The organism is Maricurvus nonylphenolicus, from assembly GCF_042854845.1.
Classification (GTDB): Bacteria; Pseudomonadota; Gammaproteobacteria; order Pseudomonadales; family Cellvibrionaceae; genus Maricurvus; species Maricurvus nonylphenolicus.
Genome location: NZ_AP031498.1, coordinates 3,444,608 through 3,469,272 on the forward strand (window position 1 = coordinate 3,444,608; position 24,665 = coordinate 3,469,272).

Annotated in this window: 9 protein-coding genes; 5 read left to right on the plus strand and 4 right to left on the minus strand. The window is 48.0% G+C overall.

What is annotated here, in order from left to right:
• Position 1 precedes the first annotated feature (1 nt).
• The 4 genes from fadB to ACGHZ6_RS15135 all read right to left on the minus strand — a co-directional run bounded on the left by fadB (position 2) and on the right by ACGHZ6_RS15135 (position 15,787).
• A complete protein-coding gene (gene fadB, locus ACGHZ6_RS15120; protein WP_390614817.1) occupies positions 2–2,155 on the minus strand; it encodes a fatty acid oxidation complex subunit alpha FadB in 2,154 nt (717 codons plus the stop codon).
• Positions 2,156–2,382: 227 nt separating this feature from the next.
• Complete coding sequence (locus ACGHZ6_RS15125) at positions 2,383–11,115, minus strand: filamentous hemagglutinin N-terminal domain-containing protein (protein WP_390614818.1); 8,733 nt, start codon at positions 11,113–11,115, stop codon at positions 2,383–2,385.
• Positions 11,116–11,136: 21 nt separating this feature from the next.
• Positions 11,137–13,158: a ShlB/FhaC/HecB family hemolysin secretion/activation protein gene (locus ACGHZ6_RS15130; protein ID WP_390614819.1), complete on the minus strand. Its 2,022-nt coding sequence runs from the start codon at positions 13,156–13,158 to the stop codon at positions 11,137–11,139.
• A gap of 34 nt (positions 13,159–13,192) precedes the next feature.
• Entirely contained in the window at positions 13,193–15,787 is a 2,595-nt protein-coding gene (locus tag ACGHZ6_RS15135) for a protein kinase domain-containing protein (RefSeq protein ID WP_390614820.1), read from the minus strand.
• A 457-nt stretch (positions 15,788–16,244) separates the two neighbouring features.
• On the opposite strand from ACGHZ6_RS15135, the gene tagH reads away from it, so the two are divergent.
• The 5 genes from tagH (at position 16,245) to tssM (ending at position 24,614) form a co-directional block, all read left to right on the plus strand.
• The gene (gene tagH, locus ACGHZ6_RS15140; RefSeq protein WP_390614821.1) at positions 16,245–18,113 is read left to right on the plus strand and encodes a type VI secretion system-associated FHA domain protein TagH; all 1,869 of its coding nucleotides are present in this window, start codon (positions 16,245–16,247) and stop codon (positions 18,111–18,113) included.
• Between the two features lie 54 nt (positions 18,114–18,167).
• Positions 18,168–18,755, plus strand: a complete 588-nt coding sequence (gene tssJ / locus ACGHZ6_RS15145; protein ID WP_390614822.1) for a type VI secretion system lipoprotein TssJ — start codon at positions 18,168–18,170, stop codon at positions 18,753–18,755.
• Between the two features lie 88 nt (positions 18,756–18,843).
• A complete protein-coding gene (gene tssK / locus ACGHZ6_RS15150; protein WP_390614823.1) occupies positions 18,844–20,178 on the plus strand; it encodes a type VI secretion system baseplate subunit TssK in 1,335 nt (444 codons plus the stop codon).
• A 21-nt stretch (positions 20,179–20,199) separates the two neighbouring features.
• The gene (icmH, locus tag ACGHZ6_RS15155) at positions 20,200–21,078 is read left to right on the plus strand and encodes a type IVB secretion system protein IcmH/DotU (protein WP_390614824.1); all 879 of its coding nucleotides are present in this window, start codon (positions 20,200–20,202) and stop codon (positions 21,076–21,078) included.
• Complete coding sequence (gene tssM / locus ACGHZ6_RS15160) at positions 21,078–24,614, plus strand: type VI secretion system membrane subunit TssM (protein WP_390614826.1); 3,537 nt, start codon at positions 21,078–21,080, stop codon at positions 24,612–24,614. The genes icmH and tssM overlap by 1 nt, the downstream gene beginning before the upstream one ends.
• The last annotated feature ends 51 nt before the right edge of the window (positions 24,615–24,665 follow it).

Here is a 24,665-nt window from a genome sequence, read left to right on the forward strand (position 1 = left end):
ATTAAACGGGGAAGAAAACTTCGCCGTTAGCAGCCATTTCACGCAGTTTGTCAGTAACTTCGTAGCTACCGCCCAACTCTGCGTACTTGTCAGCACGTGCAACAAACTCAGCAACACCCATGTCCTGGATGTAGTTCAGTGCACCACCACGGAATGGAGGGAAACCAATACCGTAGATCAGGGACATATCAACGTCGGTGGCAGAAGCGGCAATGCCCTCTTCCAGACAACGTACAGCTTCCAGACACATTGGGATCATCATGCGGTCCAGGATTTCTTCATCGCTGAAGTCCTTAGGCGCATCAACAACCGGAGCCAGCAGCTCTTTAATGCTCTCGTCGAAAACTTTCTTAGGCTTACCTTTACGATCAGTCTCGTAAGAGTAGTAACCTTTGCCAGTCTTCTGACCGTAGTGGCCGGCTTTAAACAGTACTTCGTGAGAAGTAGTGAAATCAGCGCCCATACGGCTTGGAATACCTTCAGCCATTACTTCACCAGCGTGAACGCCAGTGTCGATACCCACAACGTCACCCAGGTAAGCAGGGCCCATTGGCATACCGAACTTCTCCATAACCTTATCGATCTTAACGAAGTCAGCACCGTCTTTAACCAGACGCATAAAGGCACCGAAGTAAGGTGACAGGATACGGTTAACCAGGAATCCTGGGCAGTCGTTTACAACAACTGGCTTTTTGCCCATGGCCAGAGCGTAGGCCACAGTGCGTGCAACCGCTTCGTCAGACGTCTTCTCACCGCGAATAACTTCTACCAGAGGCATCTGGTGAACCGGGTTGAAGAAGTGCATACCACAGAAGTTCTCTGGACGTTCCAGGGCTTCTGCCAGGTAGTTGATAGAAATGGTAGAGGTGTTAGAAGTCAGAATAGCGTCTTCGCGAATCTGCTTCTCGGTTTCAGCCAGAACAGCGTGCTTAACCTTAGGATTCTCAACAACCGCTTCAACAACAACATCAACGTCTTTAAAGCCTTCGAAGCTCAGTTGAGGTTGGATTTTGTTGAGGATACCGGCCATCTTCTCTGGGGTCATACGACCGCGAGAAACACGTTTGGACAGCAGTTTGCTGGCCTCGCTCAGGCCCAGATCGATACCGGCTTGGGCGATATCTTTCATGATGATAGGCGTGCCTTTCAGGGCTGACTGGTAAGCAATACCGCCACCCATGATGCCAGCACCCAGTACTGCACCTGTCTCAACTTTGCCGCCTTTGGCAGCCCAGTCTTTGGCAGTTTTGCCCAGATCCTGATCACCCAGGAACAGGCCAACCAGGTTTTTAGCCACTTCGGTTTTAGCCAGCTTGCCAATGGTCTTGGCTTCAACTTCCAGTGCTTCGTCACGACCCATTTTGGCCGCTTTCTGAATCGCTTTAACTGCAGCTACTGGTGCTGGGTAATGAGGACCCGCTTGACCAGCGATAAAGGCTTTGGCAGTTTCGAATGACATCATGGCTTCCATGTCATTCAGCTTCAGTGGATCCAATTTTTCCTGACGCTTGGCTTTGTAGTCAAAGTCACCGTCGATACATTTCTGAACCAGGTCCAGCGCTGCTTCACGCAGTTTCTCAGGCGCAACAACCACATCAACTGCACCGGCAGCCAGAGCAGCTTCAGCTTTCTGCTCTTTACCGCCAGCAATCCACTCAACAGCGTTGTCAGAACCAACAATACGTGGCAGACGCACAGTACCACCGAAACCAGGCACAATACCCAGCTTGGTTTCTGGCAGGCCAATCTTGGCTACGGTAGACATAACACGGTAGTCAGAGCACAGGGCCATTTCCAGACCACCACCAAGCGCGAAACCGTTAATAGCAGTTACGGTTGGGAAAGGCAGATCTTCGATCTGGTTGAAAACTTCTTTGTTGGTTTCCAACGCACCAGCAGCGATCTCTTCTTCGCTGGCAGTGAAGTTCTTACCGAATTCGGTGATATCAGCACCAACGATAAAAACATCTTTACCACTGGTTACGATCAAACCTTTAACATCGCTAGCGGCTTTCAAGGCAGCACCAGCTTCCTTCAGCTCACCTACGGTCAGGGCATTAAATTTGTTTACAGACTCGCCTTCTAGGTTGAAGTTGAGCTCGGCAATGCCGTTATCAAGGGCAGTTACCGTTATGGCTTTTCCTGAATAGATCATCTATCCGCCTCACACTCTCTCTTTGATAGGGTGGACCTGACCCCTGAGCTACAACAAGTAACAATAGCTGGGCCAAGTTAGTGAGATAGATTAGGGATTTGACCGTTTGCGACCAATAGCGAAATCGACCGTTGCCAGTGACAAAAGCGGGCGAAACTGACAAAAACGGGCATGACCAAATGGTCACACCCGTCGTTTTTGCCAATTTTGGTACCTCAAGAGGCCTGTTATTGAGCTGCTTGGTCGGCAGGTGTGCCCTCCTCTTCCTGCTCATTATCACCACTTGCAGTGGCTGCTGTAGGGATCAGTTCACCGGCTACCAGGCGGAATTCCGGCAGGTTTACAGCGTCTACGTCAACGCTGTAGGGGTTTACGGAATCGAAGATAGCGGGGTCGATTTGGGTGAATTCCCCGATCTGATCCTGAACAACACTATCTAGGCCCTCGGCAGCACCTGAAGTCAGTAATGAATCGCGCTGGTTACCTGATGCAACAAACGTCTGCAAGGGACCAACAAGTTCAGGTGTAACGAAATTTAGCGCCGTAATATTAATAGCCCTTTCAACATACATACTAAGAGGATTGAATTGATCACCTATATCTTGCCAACGCTCAGCTTCAGTACCTAACGTCACTGCACCTGCAGTTATGTGTGTATTACCGCGACTCTCTGCTGTTAGCACCCCAAAGTTTTTACTGGTCAATAGTAAGTCACCAGAGCCAATGTTGATTTCTCGTATAACCAAATCATCATTTTCAGAAATGGAGGCATTGATAGAACCTGATGATTGTAATTCCAGTAAGTTGATATTTGTGTAAAGGTCAACATTTCCACCAGCGGATAATACCAATTCATCGGCCTGCAAAACTGTACCCGCTTGACTGCTTAAGGAACTACTAGTGTCGAAATTGATATAGCTGGAAGGCTTAAAGTTTAGAGTCATATCCGCCAACTTAACGCTGTTATTTCCAAAGGCAGACGCCAAACTGGTTTTCACCTTCAAGCGATTGGTGTTGTTGTACAGGTTTTCAAAATTGGTGAATGTAAAATTACCTACAGTATTATTTCCTGCCGAGGAATTATTAATCTCCCAAGTCAGGTCGGAGATATTGTTATGTAACGTATTGCTACCCGAACCACCGTCCAGAATTGATGCACTTGAGGTAGAACTACTCAAATAAACCGTATCGTCACCTGCCTCCAGATAAAGACCATCCACTTCACCGCCACTAAAGGTGACCTGGTCAGCCCCCCCGCCGGTATAAATATTACCTGCTGCGCCACTGACAATACTCATCGTATCAGCAGATGAACCTCCTCGTAAGGCATTCATATTTGTAAAGCCAACACCACCCACCTCACCTTTTCGGCCTTCAACGATCCAGGTTGACGCGACATTGGGTCCTACCAACGTGTTATCACCTACCCCTCCATTAATAGCGGTAACACCATCAAAGTCAATACTGTTAATCGCAAAACTATCAACAGTATCAAGCGTATAAGTAGTATTCGCTGCTGGGCCAGAGAAAGCGCCGGTGTTAGTAACCTGCTCAATGCCTTCGAAGTAAACAGCGATTGTGCTCACTGTAGCTGTCATATTATTGGCAATAATTTGATCGAGCTCATTCTCAAGCTTCAAGGAGGCGCCGGCATTATTCGCGACAGCATCCGTACCAGAACCCGCCTTAACCGTTTTCACACCAGAGAAAGTGGTGCCAGCGACATTAATAGAACGCGCGGCAGTCAGCGAGTATGCATCTCCCAAGTTGGTGCCTTCAATAGTACCTTCACCAGAGCTTGAAGCTGTTTCTACCCCGTCGAAATCCAGACCCGCCGCAGAGAATCTATTGGCGGACGTACCATTAGAGGATTCCAATTCCCAAAGCTGATTGGCCAAACCTGTTACATGATCACTACCTGTTCCAGCATCCACACTGTCGATATCGGTAAATACAAGACTGGTGTTGTTAGCCGTAATGGTTACATTACTTGCAGCATTAATGGCTATCTGCTCGTTAACACCATCACGCCCGATAACGTTATCGGTGCCACCATTACCATTAACACTCTCGATATTGGTAAAGGCAATAGCTTTGGTCGATGCTGTCTCTTTAATCGTTACAGCACTATCCCCAGTAATAGTTAACGTCTCATTTTCAGCTCGAGAAATCACACTATCCGTGCCCGCACCCGCATCAACCGATTCGATGTTGTCAAAGTTTAGATTATTGCTACCATCGGTAATCGCTACACGATCTGAATCACCGGCATCAATGGTGTAGGTTTCAGAGGCTGTTGTAGTGCTGGTAGCAGTTACAGAGTCATTACCTACACCCGCATCAACACGATTAATATCTGTAAATGTAATCCCTGCTGCAGTTACGTCATAGTTAGCATCAAACGTAAAACTGTCAGCCTCATTGGTACCCGTCAGATCTCCAGTACCTGTATTTGACGCCGTTTCGACACCGGTAACATCTATACCTCCTACTTCAACAGCATCTGCACCTACAGTGGTATCAGTATCTTTCAACAGCCAGGACTGGGCATCGAAACCTTTAACGGTATCGGAACCATCTACCAAATCAATTCGATTTACCTTGTCAAAGGTTACACCTTCGCCCGCCGCTGAACCTGTAACAGCAACGGTGGCATTATTAGCGCTATTAATGGTAACAGTTTCGTCTACCGCACCAACTTGCCCTTTCACCGTATCACTGCCGGTTAGGCCGGTATCGACCTCCGTAATACCCGAGAATGCAATCGAAGTATTCGGCGTAGTATTTTGTGAAACCGTGAAGCTACTGTTACCCGTTAAGGTGTAGGTTTCCGCCGCAGTTGTGCCGAGCACCTCATCATTGGTCGTAGCACCACCACCTGATACCGATTCTATATTATCGAAATCCAAACTTAGCGATGCGCCTACACGCTCAACATTTACCGAGCTCGCCCCCGTAATCTCGAAGACTTCGTTAGACCCTGTACCTGTGACACTGTCTGCTCCCGTGTTGGCATCAACAGTTTCAACCGCAGAGACTGTCAAGGTCGTGGAAGCATTTGCACCCGCCCTAAGAACAGTGAAGTTTTGATCACCGGTGATAGTGAAGCTTTCGTTGGCGGTTTGGGTCTCAATACTGTCAGCGCCATCACCGCCTGCAATCGAATTGATGTTACTAAAGGTGGTCCCAGCGACGTCGATGGTGTTATCAGCAGTAACCTGGAAACTGTCGCTTACGTCAGATCCCGTGATTCCCACTGCATTACCCGTAGTCGAGGCTTGCTCAACAGCACTGAATTGAACTCCTGAAGCAGAAAAAGCATCAGATGAGCCACTGCTGTCTGTATCAACCAACGACCAGTTCTGTCCACTAACACCATTTACCGCGTCACTACCATCACCAAGATTTACATAGCTAACCTTGTCGAAGGTAACGCCCGTGCCTGCTGCCGCACTGGTTTCTTTTACAGTAACGTTATTGGCGCTGTTAATGATCGCCGTTTCATTAACGTTACCCGCCTGACCTGCCACGGTATTGTTATTACCTGTTCCCGCATCAACTTCTTCAATACCCGAGAAGGCCATAGTTACTGTTGGCGCTGAGTCCTGAGCAACACTAAAGCTGTCATTGCCTGTTAAGGTAAAGGTTTCCGCTGCCGTTGAACCTTGAACTTTATCCGTACCAACCGCGCCACCATCAACAGACTCAATATTGGTGAAATTCAGACTCTGAGACGCGCCGACTCGCTCAACATTGATGGCTCCGGCACCAGTAACTTCAAAGACTTCGTCTGCTGTCGAACCGGTTACCTGATCATCGCCATCATGGGCATTGATAGTTTCAACACCAGAGACTGTCAAAACAGCTGCACCAGCATCACCACTTCGCTGCACGGTAAGGTTTTGGTCACCCGTTACCGTGAGGGTTTCATCAGCCGTCTGGGTTTGCAGCGAATCGTTACCATTGCCACCACTCACAGAGGTAATGCTGCTGAAGCTGGTGCCCGCTACAGTCACCGTTTTATCAGCGGTGAGCTGGAAGCTATCTGCCGAATCAGAACCTGTAATGCCCACATCCGAGTCGTTATCCGCTTTCTCGACACCTTCAAACTGGATACCTGAGGCACTGAAGGCATTGGAACTACCGGTGGAACCGATGTCCAACAACGTCCAGCTCTCTCCATCGAGGCCCTGAACCGTATCACTGCCTGTACCCGCATCAACACGTTCAATGTTGGTGAAAGCCAGACTCGTTGCATTAGCGGTAATGGTGACATCGGTTGCAGCATCTATGTCAATTTGCTCATTAACATCATCACGACCAACTACCTGATCACTACCGCCATTACCATCCACACTGTTGATATTGGTAAAGTCTATTGCTGTCGTTGAAGCAGCGTCTTTAACGGTAACAGCACTATCACCAGTAATGGTTAGGGTTTCATTGATATTACGTGCAACAACATTATCCGTTCCCCCATTACCATCGACATTTTCAATATGATCGAAGGTCAGGCTGCTTGTGCCATCACTGATGGTAACCTTGTCGGAATCATTGAGATCAATAGTATAGGTTTCGGTCGTGGCGTTTGTGGCTGTAACAGAATCATCGCCGCCACCTGCATCAACACTGCCAACATCGGTAAATTCAATACCTGCTGCAGTGACATCATAGTTTGCATCCAGCGTAAAGCTGTCATCACCACCGGTACCCGTTAAGGTTCCTGTACCCGTATTGGTGGCTGTTTCGACACCTGTGACATCGATACCACCGACTTCAACCGCATCTGCCCCCAAGGTCGTGTCAGTATCTTTTAAGAGCCAAGATTGAGCATCAAACCCTTGAACAGTATCCGACCCGTTTTTTAAATCTACCCTGCTAACCTTGTCGAAGGTAACGCCCGTGCCAGCTGCCGCACTGGTTTCTTTTACAGTAACGTTATTGGCGCTGTTAATGATCGCCGTCTCGTTAACGTTACCCGCCTGACCCGCCACAGTATTGTTATTGCCTGCTCCCGCATCAACCTCTTCCATACCGGTAAAAGCGATACTGACTCCCGGGGTTGCATCTTCAACAACGCTAAAACTGTTATTACCGGTGAGAGTATAGGTTTCCGCTTCCGTTGAGCCTTGTACTTTATCTGTACCGGTAATACCGCCGTCGGCAGAGACAATATTGGTGAAGTCCAGGCTATCAGCTGCACCTACGCGCTTAACATTAATCGCACCTGGGCCTTTGATTTCAAACACTTCACTTTCTGTAGAACCGGCAACCGTATCGTTACCCACACCGGCATTCACAGACTCCACCGCTGATACCGTCAACGTAGCAGCGCCATTAACATCTCTCACCACGTCAAAGTCATCGTCTCCTTTGACGGTGAAATTCTCATCCACATCCTGGGTTTTAATGCTGTCTGCGCCATCACCACCATCAACACTCGAGATACCTCCAAAGCTGGTACCCACAGCGGTGACAGTGTTGTCGGCCGTCACGGTAAAGCTGTCGGCTTGATCTGACCCCGTCAGGCTTGAAGAGCCGCTTGCAGCTGATGCTGTTTCAACACCCGAGAATTGAATACTGGAGGCACGGAAGGCATCTGATGTACCGGAGTTATCTGTATCCACCAACTCCCAGCTTTGGTCTGCAAGTCCTACGACATTGTCGCTACCCGTGCCCGCATTAACCTGATCGATATTGGTAAATACCAAGCTCTTTGAATTCGCTTCGATAGTGATATTGGTTGCTGCATTGATGGTGATTTTCTCATCAACACCATCCCGGCCAACAATCTGATCGGTACCATCCTTACCATCCACACTGTCGATATTGGTAAAGGCAATGGCTTTATTGGTTGCCGTTTCTTTAACGGTGACGGCGTTATCGCCGGTTATGGTCAGGGTTTCATTAACCTTGCTTGCAACGACCTTATCGGCGCCTGCATCGGTACCACCATCTGCGGCTTCGATATTGTCAAAGGTAATGCTCTTGGTAAGGCTTTCAGCTATGGTCAGTTTGTCTGAGTCAGTTTCATCAATTGTGTAGGTTTGGTCCGCACTACTGGTCACAGAAACGGAGTCATTACCAGCTCCGGCGTCCACACTGCCAACATCGGTAAACTTAATACCCGCGGCAGTCACATCATAACTGGCATCCAGGGAGAAGCTATCAGCTTCACCGGTACCGGTTAAAGTACCTGTTCCTGTATTTGTGGCTTCCTCTACCTCTTTAAAGGTAATTCCTTGAGCCTTAACTGAATCAGCAATCAGATCCCCATCCAGAGGATCATCAATGAGCTCCCAGGACTCATTCGACTGACCTGTGACAGTGTCTTTGCTCCCTCCTCCTGCCGTTACGGTTTCTACACCTTCAAATATAGTTTTACTGGTAGTGTTATCGACCTGTACATTATTCATCCCGGTAATAACAAATGTATCAGATCCACTGGTACCAATAATCTCACCCGCCGAATCGCTATCAATAATGTCGGCGCCAGTTATATTGAATGAATCAACAGAAATCGTATCTGCACCAGTTATGTTATAGATTTTTCCAGCATCAAAGTTGAACGTATCAGAAGTAGACAGTCCATTCACAATGACGCCATTAACGTGGTTAGATATGATGTTGCCCAGTGTGTTATTACTCGACGCTGCCCCATTGATTGCAACATTAATGGTAACTTGGCCATCCCCACTATTTACCGTGCCGCTATTTATAAAATTTATTGAGTTGAAGCTTATATCACCATCAACTGAAGAATCTGTCGAGTTAATTGCTGCATTAGAATCAGTTATATTAATATCACCTGATAAATCCGCATTGGCATCTGCCGAGATATTAATATCTCCACCAGAAGACGTTACAGTACCCGCCAAAGAGATGTCATCACCTGCGGAAAGGGTTATCGTACTTCCTGATGAGGTTATACTCCCTGTGGCAAACTGGTTTATATCCGCTGTCGCAGTAATGACTACATTACCAGTTTCTGCAGATAAGCTGCCATTATTGGTAAAGGACCCGGCATTAACATGGATAGCGCCTTCAGAGCCACTACCATTATCCGTATCAATAGTGCCATTATTAGTTACATTAACACCGGATAAGACCACGTCTCCGCTGACTTTTACAGGTTGCGTATCTCCAGAATCTAGTGTCACCCCATTCGCAATAGTTATGTCACCTGCACCATTGAGATCACTATCGGCAGTTAGCGTAATATTGCCATCTTGCGTATAAATATCAGCATTAACGCTGATGGAATTTCCTGCTTCAAGAACAACATCTAGATTATCCCCGGAATCTTTACCTGTTATAGAGTAATTAACAGTGATATCACCTGTAGCTGATAACGTTAGTGTTGCCGTAGAACTGTTGCTAGCATCGAATTCAACCGCTTCATCAACAATGATATTTCCTGTTTGAGAGCCAGGACTTCCAGTCTCTAAATCCGCAGTACTTATCGTTACGTCTGTGCCACCTTCCAAGGTGCTCTCAATAGCAGAAGCTGCTATCTCATTGATACCTGCCCCATCATCAGTAATCCGAAAATCTTCTGGATCTAACAACCATAAACCGGACTTGCCACCTTTGTGCGCTTTAGCAACTACGCGACCTTCAATTTTAAGTGTTTTTTTACCCGAAGTTTCTATAAATCCACCATCGCCCCCCAACAGTCCAGAACTGGCATCAATAAAACCGTAGAAGTAGGTATCTTCATCCGCCCAAACAATAACCTTACCGCCATCGCCAAAGTCTTTACCGGAAGCATCGATTACAACATCTTCATCAATAAAGGTCGTTTTGGCATTGCGAACATCCGGATTTTCACCCTGATAATCACCGCCAATCAGTATCTCACCGCCTTTTTCAGTACCACGGGCAGACAGTTTGGCATTGCTGGAAACTTCTACTTCATCGCCTAGCAGCTTGATAGTGCCTCCAGTGCCATTATTTCCATCTGCCTGGATATTACCTGTGTTAACAACCTTGTCGCCTTCCAGATGCACTTCACCACCATCGGCATCACCAGAAGCATTAAGATTGCCGCTGTTAGCAACCTGACCACCATTACCAAACAATCGAATTGTGCCGCCAGAAGTATCAATACCCTTTGCACGAATAAGGCCTTCGTTGTTAACCGCATTGCTGAAAAGGTCTTCAGAGACTTTGGCCTGCAGTAGTACTTTCTGCCCGTCGATTTCTCCACTGTTAATCACAGCAGAATCCACGCCCATCTCGTTTTCTATAACGGACTTGGTAACTTTGACCCCCATATAACCATCAGCATCAAAAGTCAGTAGCGCTTCATCCCCTGCAGAAAGCGACACCACATCAGCACTAATCATAGCCCCAGCGTCATTGGCTACATGTTTACCTAACAAGGCAACAGAAGATGCATTGATAATACCGCGGTTTACGACAGCACCGTCTTCACCATCGATGCCAGAGAACAGTAAATCACCATTCATAAAATCATCTGGATCGATTGACAAGCCAGAGGCGATTAATCCACCCACATTAATCGTCGCCGTCTCGGTAAACATAATGCCGCGCGGATTAACCAATAACACATTACCGTTAGCATCAATCGAGCCACGAATTACACTGGGGTTTTGATCCAGAATACGGTTTAATACCAGCGATGATGAAGACGGCTGTAGGAAGCGCACCAGCTCATTTTGATTAAGGTTAAAGCTCTTCCAATCAATGGCTAAACGTTCACTTAACTGTTTAATCTGAGTTGTGGTGAGATTCGGCGTTGAGATAGTACCTTGTCCACCAACCACGACACCACCTTCCGGTCCCGCTTCTGCGATACCTGAAACCGCAAGCTGCCCAACTAATAAGCCGCCTATAGCGAGATTCTGCATTCTTACACTCTGCGTCAGAGTTTTAAGCTTTTGCGATTCTCTTCCTTGTTGAATCTTCATCTGCTTGTGTCCTTTTACCATATCCATAGTGTTATCTTCCGACGCTAATTATTGAAAGAAGAAAGTGATATCTGCGTAGATCTCAACCGATTCGGCATCTTCGCCAACGGCCTCAAGTGAGGACACTGAAGATACCGGTTTCGCGAATGATATATTGGCCGCCAGGGTGTCATCCCAATTGAATTTCAAGATAAAGCCCAAACCAGCCAATCGTGCCCAATCATCATTTAATTCATCTTCAAAGTTCACAATTGAACCGTAAGCGGCATCGGCGAGTAGGCCAAACTGCATGACATCGTTAAGGCGATGACCAGATGCAATTTCAAAATTCATAAACTCAGGGAAATCAAAGTACCATTCGGCATTGAGCATAACGGCCTGATCAGCAGAGAAATCACGTACCGAGTAGGCTCTTACACCATTAGCCCCACCCAGCGACATTTGTTCAAATGCTGGCAGGGATGAATCAGAGTATTGCCAGCGGGATTTTAGAATCAGGCGACTTGTGGCATCTGTAAAGGGTAGCGGTACAAAGAAGAGGGAATTGGTATCCAACCCGAACTTGTAAAACTCTTCGTCACGTCCCTCAGCAATATCTTCCTGGTGGCTACCATAGGACAGACGTACATCAGCGATATTCAGCATTTGTATTGATTGGCCTAGCCCATCAATATGCATACCCAACTCAATGCCATTCACTTTCTCAGTTCTGGAAAACTCTGTAACCACAGCATCGACATCAGTTTCTTTTTGTGTCAATGCAACACCGGCACTCAGGTTAAAATCACGGGAACGATAGAATTTGTGATCGAGATTCAGTGCATAGGTGCTATTAACCCCTTCAATCCCCAGTTGGTTAATCAAGGCATTGTCGCTGTCACCATCTTTCAGCTCGAAGTCGTTACGATCGGCAGACACTTCCAGCCGAGTGCGAGGACCAAAAACTGGAAAACTGTACTTAAATTGAGCAAGATCTGATTTACCTGGATCCTCTGATTTTAAGTAGCCCAGAGTTAATGCATCACCAATCCCCATGGGATTTAAAAGTTCACCTACGGTATATATACGCTCATCACCGGTAAACGTCGAACCGTGATTATCCGCACGCATAGCCACTTTCCAGGACTTCTCATTACGAACCTTAAGATTTAATGCAGTTTCACCTGGAGAATCACCGGCAGAGAAGTAGCCAGTCACATTAAGTCCAGGAAGGTCATTCAGCAGGTATAAGCCCTCTTCGATTTCACCATGACTGACCAACCCACCCAGTTTATTTCCAAACGGATGCACAAGGTCTGCTTCGCCGTAACGCTGATTATCTTCAACAACAACCTTACCCAATCGCCCTTCCTGAACGGTCAGGTTAACCACACCATCTTTAACCTCCTGAGCAGGAATCTGTACCTGAGCCAGAAACAAGCCGTTTTGACGATAAAAGTGCGTCAGCTCCCCGGTAATTTCTTCCAGGTCAGAATAGTTAATGCCCCGCTCCGCATTTTGCTGCTTCATAATGCCCACTAGCTGTTTAAAGCTTTGTGGGGACAGCTTTTCAGGGTTTTCACGCGCCCCCACTTTATCCAAAAAGGTTGCCAGCTCTTCGAGCTCTTCGCGGGTGTAGCCGCTGGCGAAGACCTGATCTTCTTTCATATATTTCACCCGTAGATCCTCGGCCAGACCTTCTACCTTTTCACGGGTGATTCCCACTTCAGGAAATTCTTGCAGGCGGTGAAAATCAAATTTATTCACCAGGATGCGTGGACCATCCTCACGGAAGTTTTGCTCGGGAATATCGGTATCCAACTTGGGCGCATTTTCATCAACCGTGCGATATAGGAAATCTTTGGTGATATCGGACTGGGAGAAAGGGGTCGTGCCACGATCAAATTCGCCGCGCAGTGATTTATTAAAATTACTAAGCGGAAAATTCCCCTCATCGGCATTGGCTCCAACAGCCATAAAAGATACATTTGCCGCTATAAGAGCAGGCAATATGGAACGCCTGAACGCCCCTGCTTTATGGACAGCTATTCCCTTAGCCTCCACATCCTTATGAATAACGTCTCCAAACATAGCCTTCTCCTAAAGCTTTAAAAGTCTGTAATGTCTATTTGATTGATCGCACCAATCGAAATCCGGTAATACTGTCCGCTTGCCCGGAATGGGCTTTTTTCGTGGTTACCAGGCAACGGCTCATCTGGTCTTTGCGGGATCCTCCTACAGCCAGCAGTTGCTGGCCATCGCGAACCCACTCTTGGGCATTCCCCACATGGTTGACCAACCCATATTTGTTGGCCTTACCTGATACAGCACTAGTTAATTCATCACCTTTTTGAATCGCGCCATATTTCAGGTGGCAATTACGATCCGGGTCTTCTCGCTCACCAGAGACCTTGGCTGCTGCCAACCATTCACTGTATTGTGGAACGCGGTAATTGTGCCCTGTACGCTTTGACAGCCAATCGGCGTAATCTACAGCCGTTTGTATCGATATATTCGTTGCAGGTAACTTACTACTTATCGACCCAGCGCCACAGGCTTGTGTTTGCTGGCAGAAAGGCGCCATATCCTTAAAGCTAATTTCATACTTACTAATGGCGAGCTTCTTCTTGTGGGAGTCTTTTACCACCACCATTGCAGGGCCTTTATCGCCATCCTGTAAGCGATCATTGCAACTGTATCGTTTACCCCGACCACCACTTCCAGGGGCTAGATGTGCACAGTAATCCAAGGTAAATTGACGCAAGACGGCCTGCTCGGGAAAGGCTACTCTCGCCCGAGCCAGTAGCGGCTCTACTCGAGGTGGATTGCTGGCAGCCAATCCAGAGAAACAATGAGCCAGCTCTTGTGCTACGGTAGGACGAAGCTGTTCAGCCATTGCACTATCGTACTTCGCCAATGCTGCCATACTACCCACCACAGCACCTTGAATATCCATACCAAAACTGCAATGCAGTGAATTTTCTACCTGTAGTAGCGCTTCACGCTGGCGCTTTTCTTTATCCCGGGCAACAGCAGCCTGGCGCTCACGCGCTCGCTGCTGCTCAAGCTGTCGAGCGCGTTTTTCTGCCGCCAAACGCTGTGTTTCCAAACGCTGCCTTTGTTCTTCACGCTTGGCATCCATACCATCGACTATGGAATCCACTTCCGTCTGACTGGCCTCCCATTGTGTCGCTCTATCGAGCATGACCTGAGCTTGCTGCAACTGGTTATTCGCCAATAGGTCGGTGGCAGCACTGATAAACTTGGCCCCCATAGCCTGTTTAACTTCTGCTACGGTATTTAAATCTTCCGGTGCCAGCTGTATAAACTCTTCCAGCTCAACATTTACATCCTGCTCCCAGGATTCCGACGTGCTGTTTATAGCGACAACACGCAGTAACGATTTACGCTTATCATTAATGCGCTCTTGCAGGTATTCTTGTTGCAACTCCTGCTGTAATTCCTGCTTAAACTCTTCTTCCACAACAACCTGTTCGTTGTAGGTGAGCATATAAGCCGCACCAGCGGCTGATAACGACAGAAAGCCAGCCGCCAACACCCAACGAAACAGTTTTGTTCTGCCATAGAACTGAGCCATAAACTCTTCAACAGTTTGCGTACGCTTGCTGCGCTCAAATGCCAAGGCTTTCTGTAATGCATTCCATTGGCGACACGACAAAATCTTCAAACGCTTGGGCTGAAGCTTCTGTTGGCGAGCCTTATCGGCAGGTTCTTTATTGAAAGGGTGTTTACCAGCAAATAACTCGTAAGCCACACAGGCTAGCGCATAAACATCATCGCTGGGTGCAGGGTCTTTACCCTGCAACATCTCCAGACTGGCGTAGGCCGGAGTCAAAGCGCCAAGAGAACCGGCATCAAAAACCGTTCTGTCATCTTTAGCATTGGTATTTATGCCCCCTGGTTTCACCGCTCGAGCAATACCGAAGTCAAATACCTTGGCGCCCTTATTATTGGTGACAAAAATATTTCCAGGCTTAAAGTCAGAATGCACAATATTGTGTGAATGCGCATAATCAAGTGCATTGGAGATATCACGCAGAACATCAATTGCCTGCTCAAAGGGAAGACCGATACCAGCAGCCTTTCGCAATAAAGCATCAAGGGGCGCGCCCTCAAGAAACTCCATGGTCATAAAGACCATTTCGTTATCTCGGTCAAAATCGTGAACCGTTACAATATTAGGGTGAGCCAGGGTTTGAGATTTACGTGCTTCACGCTGCAAAGAGATAAAGGCATCGGGGTGATTACGAAAATCATCATTCAACACCTTAATCGCAACATAGGGGTCGCTGTCATTAGCCTCAAGCTTTCGACGATCTGTCGCTTTATACACCGCCCCCATCCCACCTACACCTAGCAGATCAGACAGCTCGAAGCGCTGCTTAATCACCACTGTATCCGTATTATCTTTGGGAGCAGGTTGTTTCTGAGCCGTTACACTGACATGGGAAGGATTAATTGACTGAGCAAGAATAGTCGCATCAGGAGATCCACCCTCAGCAATCCCACCTACAGAAACGGAAGGGCTAGCACTAAAGTATGAATCTTGAGACGACTGATTATTTTCTCGACCGACAAAGACTGTCGCATCATTTTCAGGTTGAGAGTGATGCTGCCCTGTACCCGAAACGACGGGCTGATCGCCCTGATCTGAGGAGGAATCTGAGAACACAAAACGTGTCTTATCATCTACATCCATATAACAGCTTCTTTCCCTGAGGCGAGAACCTCATACTTTATTACGAGGCGACACGCTAACTTATCCTTCGTATTCCCTATAACGTGAAAACAACCTAATTATTTTTCCTTACGATTAGGCGCAGTTAAAGAGAACTCCATCTCATTTCACAAGGCGGGCATCTTACCGAAACACTTTTAAAAATCAAATCACACAAAAGACCATTTCATAAAAAATGATAACGGAATCTCATTTCAATCCTTTGCATTAGTAAATCTATTTCTAACCCCATAAAATAAGCTGACTTTGCAACAGCAACTCCCTAAAAACTTTTTGAGGACTGCTTCGCAAATTTATTTTGATAAGCTAGAATTGCCCACCTCCTGTTGGTGTGACGTTCTGTGATAGCTTTCCAGAGCTTACACAAACAATGGCTTAATGGATTACCGACTTCAATCGGGCACAAGGAAAAGTACAAATGGACTTAACGTTAACCGTTATCGAAAGCCCTACTGACACCAACATGCTCAACCATACCAAGGCCTTTCGTACTGAGGGCGGTTCCTTTGGTCGCGCAGATAACAATAACTGGGTACTCCCTGATAACGAACGCGTTGTCTCTTCTCGCCACGCAGAAATTACATTTAAAAATGGTAGTTACCACTTGGTGGACACCAGCACCAATGGCACCTTTATTAACAATGAAGAAGACGCCATTGGTCAGGGCAATCATCGTCCACTCAGTAACGGCGATGTAATTTCAGCTGGCAACTATAAACTTAGTGTCACCATTAAAAATCCACAGACACCAGATGCACAAAGCCTACCTAAGGGATTGGAGGCAGCAGACTTCCTGGACAGCTCAGACAAAACGACATTTAATCCTGCTCTACAGGCGAAGCATGAAGCCAGAGCTGAAGCTGAAGGCCTTGATGAATGGTTAGAGCCAGGTTCTACAGCACCAGCTAATCAACCGGTCGAGAGTGCTCAAACCTGGGGAACGGTTGATGCCACAAGTGCAAGTGGTTTACACAACACCACGCAGGCCAATCAATTAGCCAGTCACGCTTCCCCCCTACAAGCAGTTGCTGCGGATCCTTTGGCAAGCTTTGAACAACCAGCATCACCTTCATTTAATAATGATCTAGGCTCCCATGTACATGTCGACCCTCTAGCCGCTATGGATCTGGCTGAGCATAAACAGCCTGCTCCCCAAGCCGCCTGGGAAGATGACGACGACTGGTGGAAAACCGGTAGCGAGGCAGATCATGCTCCCGCAACATCACATATTGTTCAAGAAGTAAAATCCCAAGAAACGGTAACACAAGAGCCTATTGCTCAACCTCAGGCTTACCAGCCGCCGCCTATTCAGCCAACGGCTCCTGTAACAACACAACATAATCATCTACCACCACAACCGCTTGCAGCCCAGAGTGTAGCTTCAGGAATAGCGCCAGCAAATATTGATGACACTCTGGGCCTTGGAGCAGCCTCCTCTACCAACGGTGTCCCTGCTGCCCAGCCTAATGACTACCAACAGCAAGCGCTTCAGCCTCCCGTCAGCCAGCCGGTTATGCCACAAGCGCAAATGACGCAGCCTGCTGTAGCACAATCCTCTACAGCACAACCTTGTACTGCTCAGCCGCAACAGGTATCCCAACCGCCTCAACAACCGCAAATCCACGGCCAACCCCAATCACACATACCGCCGAATACTTCTGGTGATGGGGCGACAACAGATACTGCAGCACTAGCCACAGCACTTGGCTTATCGCAACTACAAGCCCAACAGCTGGCACAGTTAGTTCCAGAGTCGGCAGCTATTATTTCTGAAACCGTTAATCGCTTAATCGATCTGTTACGCGCTCGCTCCAGCATTAAAAATGAATTGCGTGTACAGCGCACCATGATTCAAGCCGCCGATAACAACCCGCTCAAATTCTCAGCTACTGCACCCGATGCGCTTAAAGCCATGTTCAGTGCTGACAACCAGGCATTTATGCGACCACAGGATGCGATCCGTGACAGCTTTGATGATTTGTCCGACCATCAAGTGGCCGTTTTGGCCGGTATGCGCGCAGCTTACGATGCCATGTTGCAGCACTTCTCTCCTACAAGGCTGGAGAAACGCTTCAACACTTCCGGCACTTTACTGAGCAATAAGAAAACCAAAAACTGGGAAGCCTTTGAAGAATACTTCTCGATGCTGACCCGTGACGGTGAAACCACCTATAACACCTTATTTGGAGAAGAGTTTGCAGCTGTTTACGAACGCCAGCTAGCTGAATTAAAAACCGCACGCTCTTTGACAAGCCCAGGTACTCCAGTTTCACCGGGGTTGGTTTAACAACTTAGATACACTTTAACCTTCTATTGACGACTTGCTACAGGACGTAATCCAATGAAAATGCATGGACTGTTTAAAATCGGCTTACTGGTACTTATCACTAGTTTAGTTGTTGGCTGTCAGGCCACTCGTCGTACCCTAAACTTTGATACCACAGCCCAACTCAAACTAACCGCTTTTGAAGATGTAAACCCTGATAGGGATAATCGCTCCTCCCCTATCGTTATTCGTGTATTCAAATTAGCTGACGCCAGGCAATTCAAGCGCGAAGACTTCCTTAACCTCTATGAAAACGCCGATGAGCGTTTAGGCAACGACCTGTTGGATACCGTCATCCTGAAAGAGCTTGCACCCGGCGAAGAACGTATTGAGCTGCTTGAGCTAACCCCCGAGGTGCGCTACCTGGGCTTAATGGCCGAATATGTTCGTTATCAGGATGCCAACGCTATTCTGGTATTGCCCATTGAAGATCACAACAAGAACAAGTTTGAAGTCGATGTCCGCCACCTGACCCTGTCCGACAAAAATGCGCCTTCTCCCCGCCATGCGTCTTATGGTTACAACGATGCTCGACGAGATGCCAACCAGTTACGTCGCGATCGTGACATGATTGAAAGTGAGATTGATCGCTACAAAAAATAAACAGTGCAAGCGTCTACAACCATACTAAAGGCAAGGCGCACAGGAATAACGCACCGATTTAACCGCTTATAAAGGATTGTACAAGCGTATGTCTGCAAGCAACAAAGTCATATGGTCCGAAGGCATGTTCCTTCGCCCTCAACACTTCCAACAACAAGATCGTTATATTGAGCGGTATATTGAAGGACGCACTCAAATTGTAGGCCCCTATCTATGGGGGCTAGCGGAACTGGCCATTGATAACGAACCCCTGTCCCTCGGTAAAATTTCAGTTGCTCATGTCAAAGGGGTATTTCCCGACGGCACACCTTTTATCGCTCCGGAAAGTGAAGCTCTGCCTGATGTGCTGGATGTACCAGATAATACACAAGATGAGCTGGTGTATTTATGTATCCCGTTACGCCGTCCAGGTTCGCAGGACTCCATTCGTGATCAGGAAGATTTTCCGCAAGCCCGCTATCAGGCCTATAACTTTGATGCCCGAAATAGCGCGTCTCAATCAGCTGAACCTGCCCGTATTCAAATTGGTAAACTGCGTATTAGCCTGAAACTGGGCAGCGAGGACCTCAGTGGCTATACCAGTATTGCCATTGCTCGTATTATTGAGAAGCAGGCAGATAAACCCGTTAAGCTTGACCGCCAATTTATCCCGCCGGTCATTAACTGTGCGACTTCAACCGAAATTAAAGCCTATTTCGAAGAAATTAAAGGCCTGCTCAAGCAACGAGGTGAAGCACTTGGCCACCGCCTAACAGACAGTGGTCGCGCTGGCTCAGCCGAAATAGCAGACTACATGCTGCTACAGGTTATCAACCGTGTTGAGCCATTAATTCACCATATGGCAAACCTGTCTCAAGTGCATCCTTTGCATCTGTATACCGAACTGCTGCAACTGGCAGGTGAGCTGGCTACCTTTACCCACAAAACCAAGCGCCCCCCAGAAGTACCGCCTTATCTGCACGACAATTTACAGCAAACCTTCTCCGGACTGTACGGTGCACTACGTGATTCGCTCAGCATGGTACTGGAACAATCTGCAATCTCCCTGGAACTGGTGGAGCGCAAGTACGGTATTCATGTCGCGCCTATTACCGATCACTCCCTGATGAGTTCTGCCACCTTTGTAATGGCCGCAAAAGCCGACATCCAAACCGAACTGCTGCGTAGCCGCTTCCCTACCCAAGCCAAAATAGCGCCGGTGGAGAATATTCGCGAACTGATTTCGACCCAATTGCCGGGTATCAAGCTGCGTCCACTTCCTGTAGCTCCGCGCCAGATCCCGTATCACGCAGGATTTACCTACTTCGAGCTGGAACAAACCGGTGAGCTGTGGAATGCGCTAACTAAATCTGGTGGCTTTGCAGTGCATATGGGCGCGGAATTCCCCGGTTTGACCATGGAACTTTGGGCAATTAGAAATTAGGGCCAATAAGGAGTTATATACATGAGTAATTCTTCTTTTACTCCACCACCGGCACCTAATGCCGGAGATCGCACGGTGATGGTTCCCACTCCGGGAGCCATGGGGTCCACCCAAGCGCCAGTAGCACCCACACCGGCTATGCAGGCCCAGTTTGCTGTACCTGAACAAATTCAATTGCAGCAAGGTCTTAATCCATTAGTAAATTCCGCTACCACGCTTCTGACGGTAGCCATTAAATTACGTACAACGCTAAATCACACCAACGTTGGCGATTTGCATAAGCGCTTGATCGAAGAAATAAAAACCTTCGAGCTCAAGGCGCAAAAAGCCAATGCCAAACCCGAGACCATTATCAGTGCTCGCTACCTGTTATGCACGGTCGTCGATGAGATCGTACTTAATACCCCTTGGGGAGCAGCCAGCGGCTGGAGCCAACACTCCCTGCTGAGTTTATTTCATCAGGAAACCTTTGGCGGCGAAAAGTGTTTTGTTATTTTGCAACGTATGCAGGAAAACCCCGGTAATCATCTGGATATCCTCGAACTTTATTACCTTTGCTTAAGCCTGGGTTTTGAGGGTAAATACCGACTTGCTCAGCGAGGCCATGAACAACTGGAACAAATTCGTGACGGTCTATATCAAACCATTGAAAACCACCGCGGCCATATCGAACAGGATTTGTCTCCCCACTGGCAAGGATGCGGCAATCGTAAAAACAGCATGATGGACTATATCCCTATTTGGGTTGTCGCCAGCTGTGTGCTAGCGGTTTTGGTATTGGGATACTCGGGCTTCCGTTACTGGCTATACGATGCAACCCAGCCTATGGCCCAGGAATTACGCGAAAACATTAGTAGTGAATTGCCGGCAGAGTCCGGCACCATCACACGGAGAATTTAATGAAACGTCTGCTGGCTTTTTTCACCCACAAGTGGGTAATCGGCATTATCGGTTTAACCGCTTTATCCCTGTTGATTTGGTTTGGAGCTAACTACATTAAATTTGGTGCCGACAATACCACCCTATCAACAACTACTCGCAGTATTATCATCGGTATCCTGTGGGCGATATGGTTAACCTGGAACATCAGTCAGTGGCTGGTTGAACGCCGCAACAACCGCCAACTACTCGCTGATATGGAGCAGGAAGACACCCAGGTATCTCCCGACGAAGAACGTAGCCAAGAAGAGCTGCAGGCAATCTCCGAGCGCTTTCGTGAAGCGCTATCAGTACTCAAAAAATCACGCTTTAAATCCCGCGGTGGTAGTAAATCACTCTATCAATTACCCTGGTATATCATCATAGGCCCACCAGGAGCAGGGAAAACAACAGCCCTGGTGAATTCCGGGCTTGAATTCCCTCTCGCTCAAAGCCACGGTAAAGAGGCACTCGGCGGCATTGGCGGCACCCGTAACTGCGACTGGTGGTTTACCAACGACGCAGTACTGATTGACACCGCTGGCCGCTACACCACGCAAGACAGCCACAGAGTCATCGATAACAATGCCTGGAATAAATTTCTCGATATGCTGAAAAAGTATCGCCGCCGTCGCCCAATTAACGGGGCGATTGTGGCGATCAGCCTGCAGGACCTTATGGTTCAAACCGCCGAACAGCGGGTACATCTGGCAAAAACCCTGCGCCAGCGTATTAACGAGCTGCAACAACAGCTGGGCATTCGCTTCCCGATTTACCTGACCTTTACCAAGTGTGATTTGGTCGCCGGCTTTAGTGAGTTCTTTGCCAACCTGTCGCAAGCCGAGCGCGAACAAGTCTGGGGCATGAGCTTTAACCCTGAAGCCGATGCAACGCAGGGTGTGAATCTTGATGAATTTGGTCGCGAGCTTAACAACCTGATCGAGCGCCTTAACCAGCGTTTATTATGGCGTATCCATCAAGAACGCAATATCGATAAACGCTCTACCTTACAGGGCTTCCCCGCACGAATAGAATCACTTAGCGAAGCCCTCAATGATTTTGTCAAACAAACCTTCGCCCCCAATCGCTACGATGTCGTACCGATGGTGCGCGGAGTGTATTTCACTAGCGCAACCCAGGAAGGCAGCCCTATTGACCGCATGATGGCTTCTGTAAGCGCAAACTTCGGTTTTGAACGGGATATGGGCCGCCAGCAGATCAATAGTGGTAAAAGCTTCTTCCTCAACCGCTTGCTGAAAGATGTTGTTTTCCCTGAATCCGAGCTGGTTGGCGTCAACCGTAAAATTGAAAGCGGTATGCTATGGTTGCGACGCTTAAGTTTCGCCTCACTGGCTGCCGTGTTTGTAGGTACCTTGGTGCTCTGGACCGGTAGCGTTACCCGCAACCAGCTCTTTATGAATGATGTAGGCCAGAATCTGGCCGAGTACAAAGCCGCCAAGGGCAATCTGCGTAGCAATAATGCTGATACCATCAAAACGCTGACCGTACTCGACCCCCTTTACGAGAGCACCGTGGTCTATGATCAGGAAAGCCACCCCTGGCTGACAGGTATGGGGCTTTACGATGACAGTGTCGATACTGCTGCAGAAGCACTTTATCAGGATCAATTGAATCAAATCTTCTTGCCCAGTTTTGCTCGCAGTATTGAACAGCGCCTTTCACGCATGAGCGCCAAGGATGATGATCTGCTCAATACTCTGAAAGTCTACCTGATGCTGTTTACACCAGAGAAACGAGATACATCTGCAATCGTCTCCTACGCCGAGCAACAATGGCAGCAACAACTACCGGGACAGGCCAGCAAGCAAGAAGCGCTAAGTAACCATTTGCAACAACTGCTGCAGAACCCGCTACCGGAATCAGCTCAATTCAATGAGCGGGTTGTACAACGCGCACGCCAACAACTACGCCGTATCCCCGTGCCTCAGCGCCTGTATGCACAAATGAAATCCCAGGGCACGAGCAACCAATGGGTCGATCTCTATGGTGAAATCGGTGGAGACTCCGAATCCATCTTTGGCATAGCCGATAACGATCCCGTTTTTTCAATGTCACAACTCTACACAAAAGCTGGTTACCAGCAAGCAGACTTCAGTAGTGATTCAGACATGATGCAACAACTGGCTGAGGACCAATGGATCTATGGCAGCCAGAATGAAAACGAAGATTTTAGCGAAGCCGATCGAGAAAAGATTAGTCGTGAAATTAAACAACTCTATCTCAACGAGTACTCGACTAAATGGAAGAATTTCCTTACTGGTTTCAGAATCGCCCGTTTTAAATCTACTTCAGAAGCACTGGAGAATCTGAGCAGCCTATCCGACCCCGTCTACTCTCCCCTATTGGCAGTGTCTGAAATTGTGGCGGCCAATACCGAACTAACACCAAGATTGGATTATCAAGTGGATAGCAATGGTGTACGCCTGCCGGTCAGCAGCACTACCCGGCGCATAGGTTCAGCTATTAGTGATGTGGCTTCCAGCGGGCTGGCTAACGCCTACAAACCCACCGTAGTGGATATGCGGTTTGAAGAATTACAGCGCACGGTAAAGAGTGAGCAAAACCGTCCAGCCAAAATTCAGGACTACCTCAGCAGTATTCAAGCCGTACATGAGTTCCTGGCAGAAATTGATAGCGCCCCCGACGCCAACGAGGCAGCCTTTAAAGCGGCCAAGGCACGCTTTGCCGGTGCCTCTGGCGATGCCATCAAACGCCTGCGGGTTAAAGCCAACAATGCCCCTGCCCCTATGGATGATTGGCTTAATGATATTGCTGATAGCACCTGGGCGTTGGTACTGACAAAAACCAAGCTGCATATCGACGCCGTATGGAAGGAGCAGGTTTATAGCACCTACCAAAACAGCTTGTCGAATCGCTACCCCATGGTGGCCAACCGCCAAACGGAAACCCCGGTGCTGGAGTTTAATAACTATTTCCAGCCTGATGGCATTGAGCAAAAGTTTGTTAACAGCTATATCAAACCATTTGTCGATACCCGCCGCTGGAAAGTACGTCAGCTGGAGGGCCGCAGTCTGGCCATCAATAGCAGTACCCTTAAACAGTTACGCCGGGCAGAGAACATCCGTCGTGCCTTTTTCAGTGCAGGTGAGAATGCAGCCATTAAGTTCCGTATTGAACCGACAAAGCTGGACTCCAGTGTACGCCTATTTGCTTTAGAGCTGGGGGAATCACGGGTACCCTATTCCCACGGCCCTCGTACCACCAAGCACTTGGACTGGGTTGGCGGTGAAGATATTCGCGTGAGAATTATTTTCGAAGATCTTAATGAAACGGTACATCGCAAGCACTTTGAAGGTGACTGGGCCTGGTTCCGCTTGCTTGACGCTTCCGATATGCGATCAAAGCGCAACAACGAGTATGAAATCACCTTTAGCGAGAGTGGCCGCAATGCCAAATTCCGGTTGATTGCCAATAGCAACATCAACCCTTTTGACAATTCACTACTGCGCAATTATCGATGCCCTCAAACCTTATAACGTAATCCTTACAACCTAAACCAATAAATCAGCAGCAATCTGGAGTTTGCA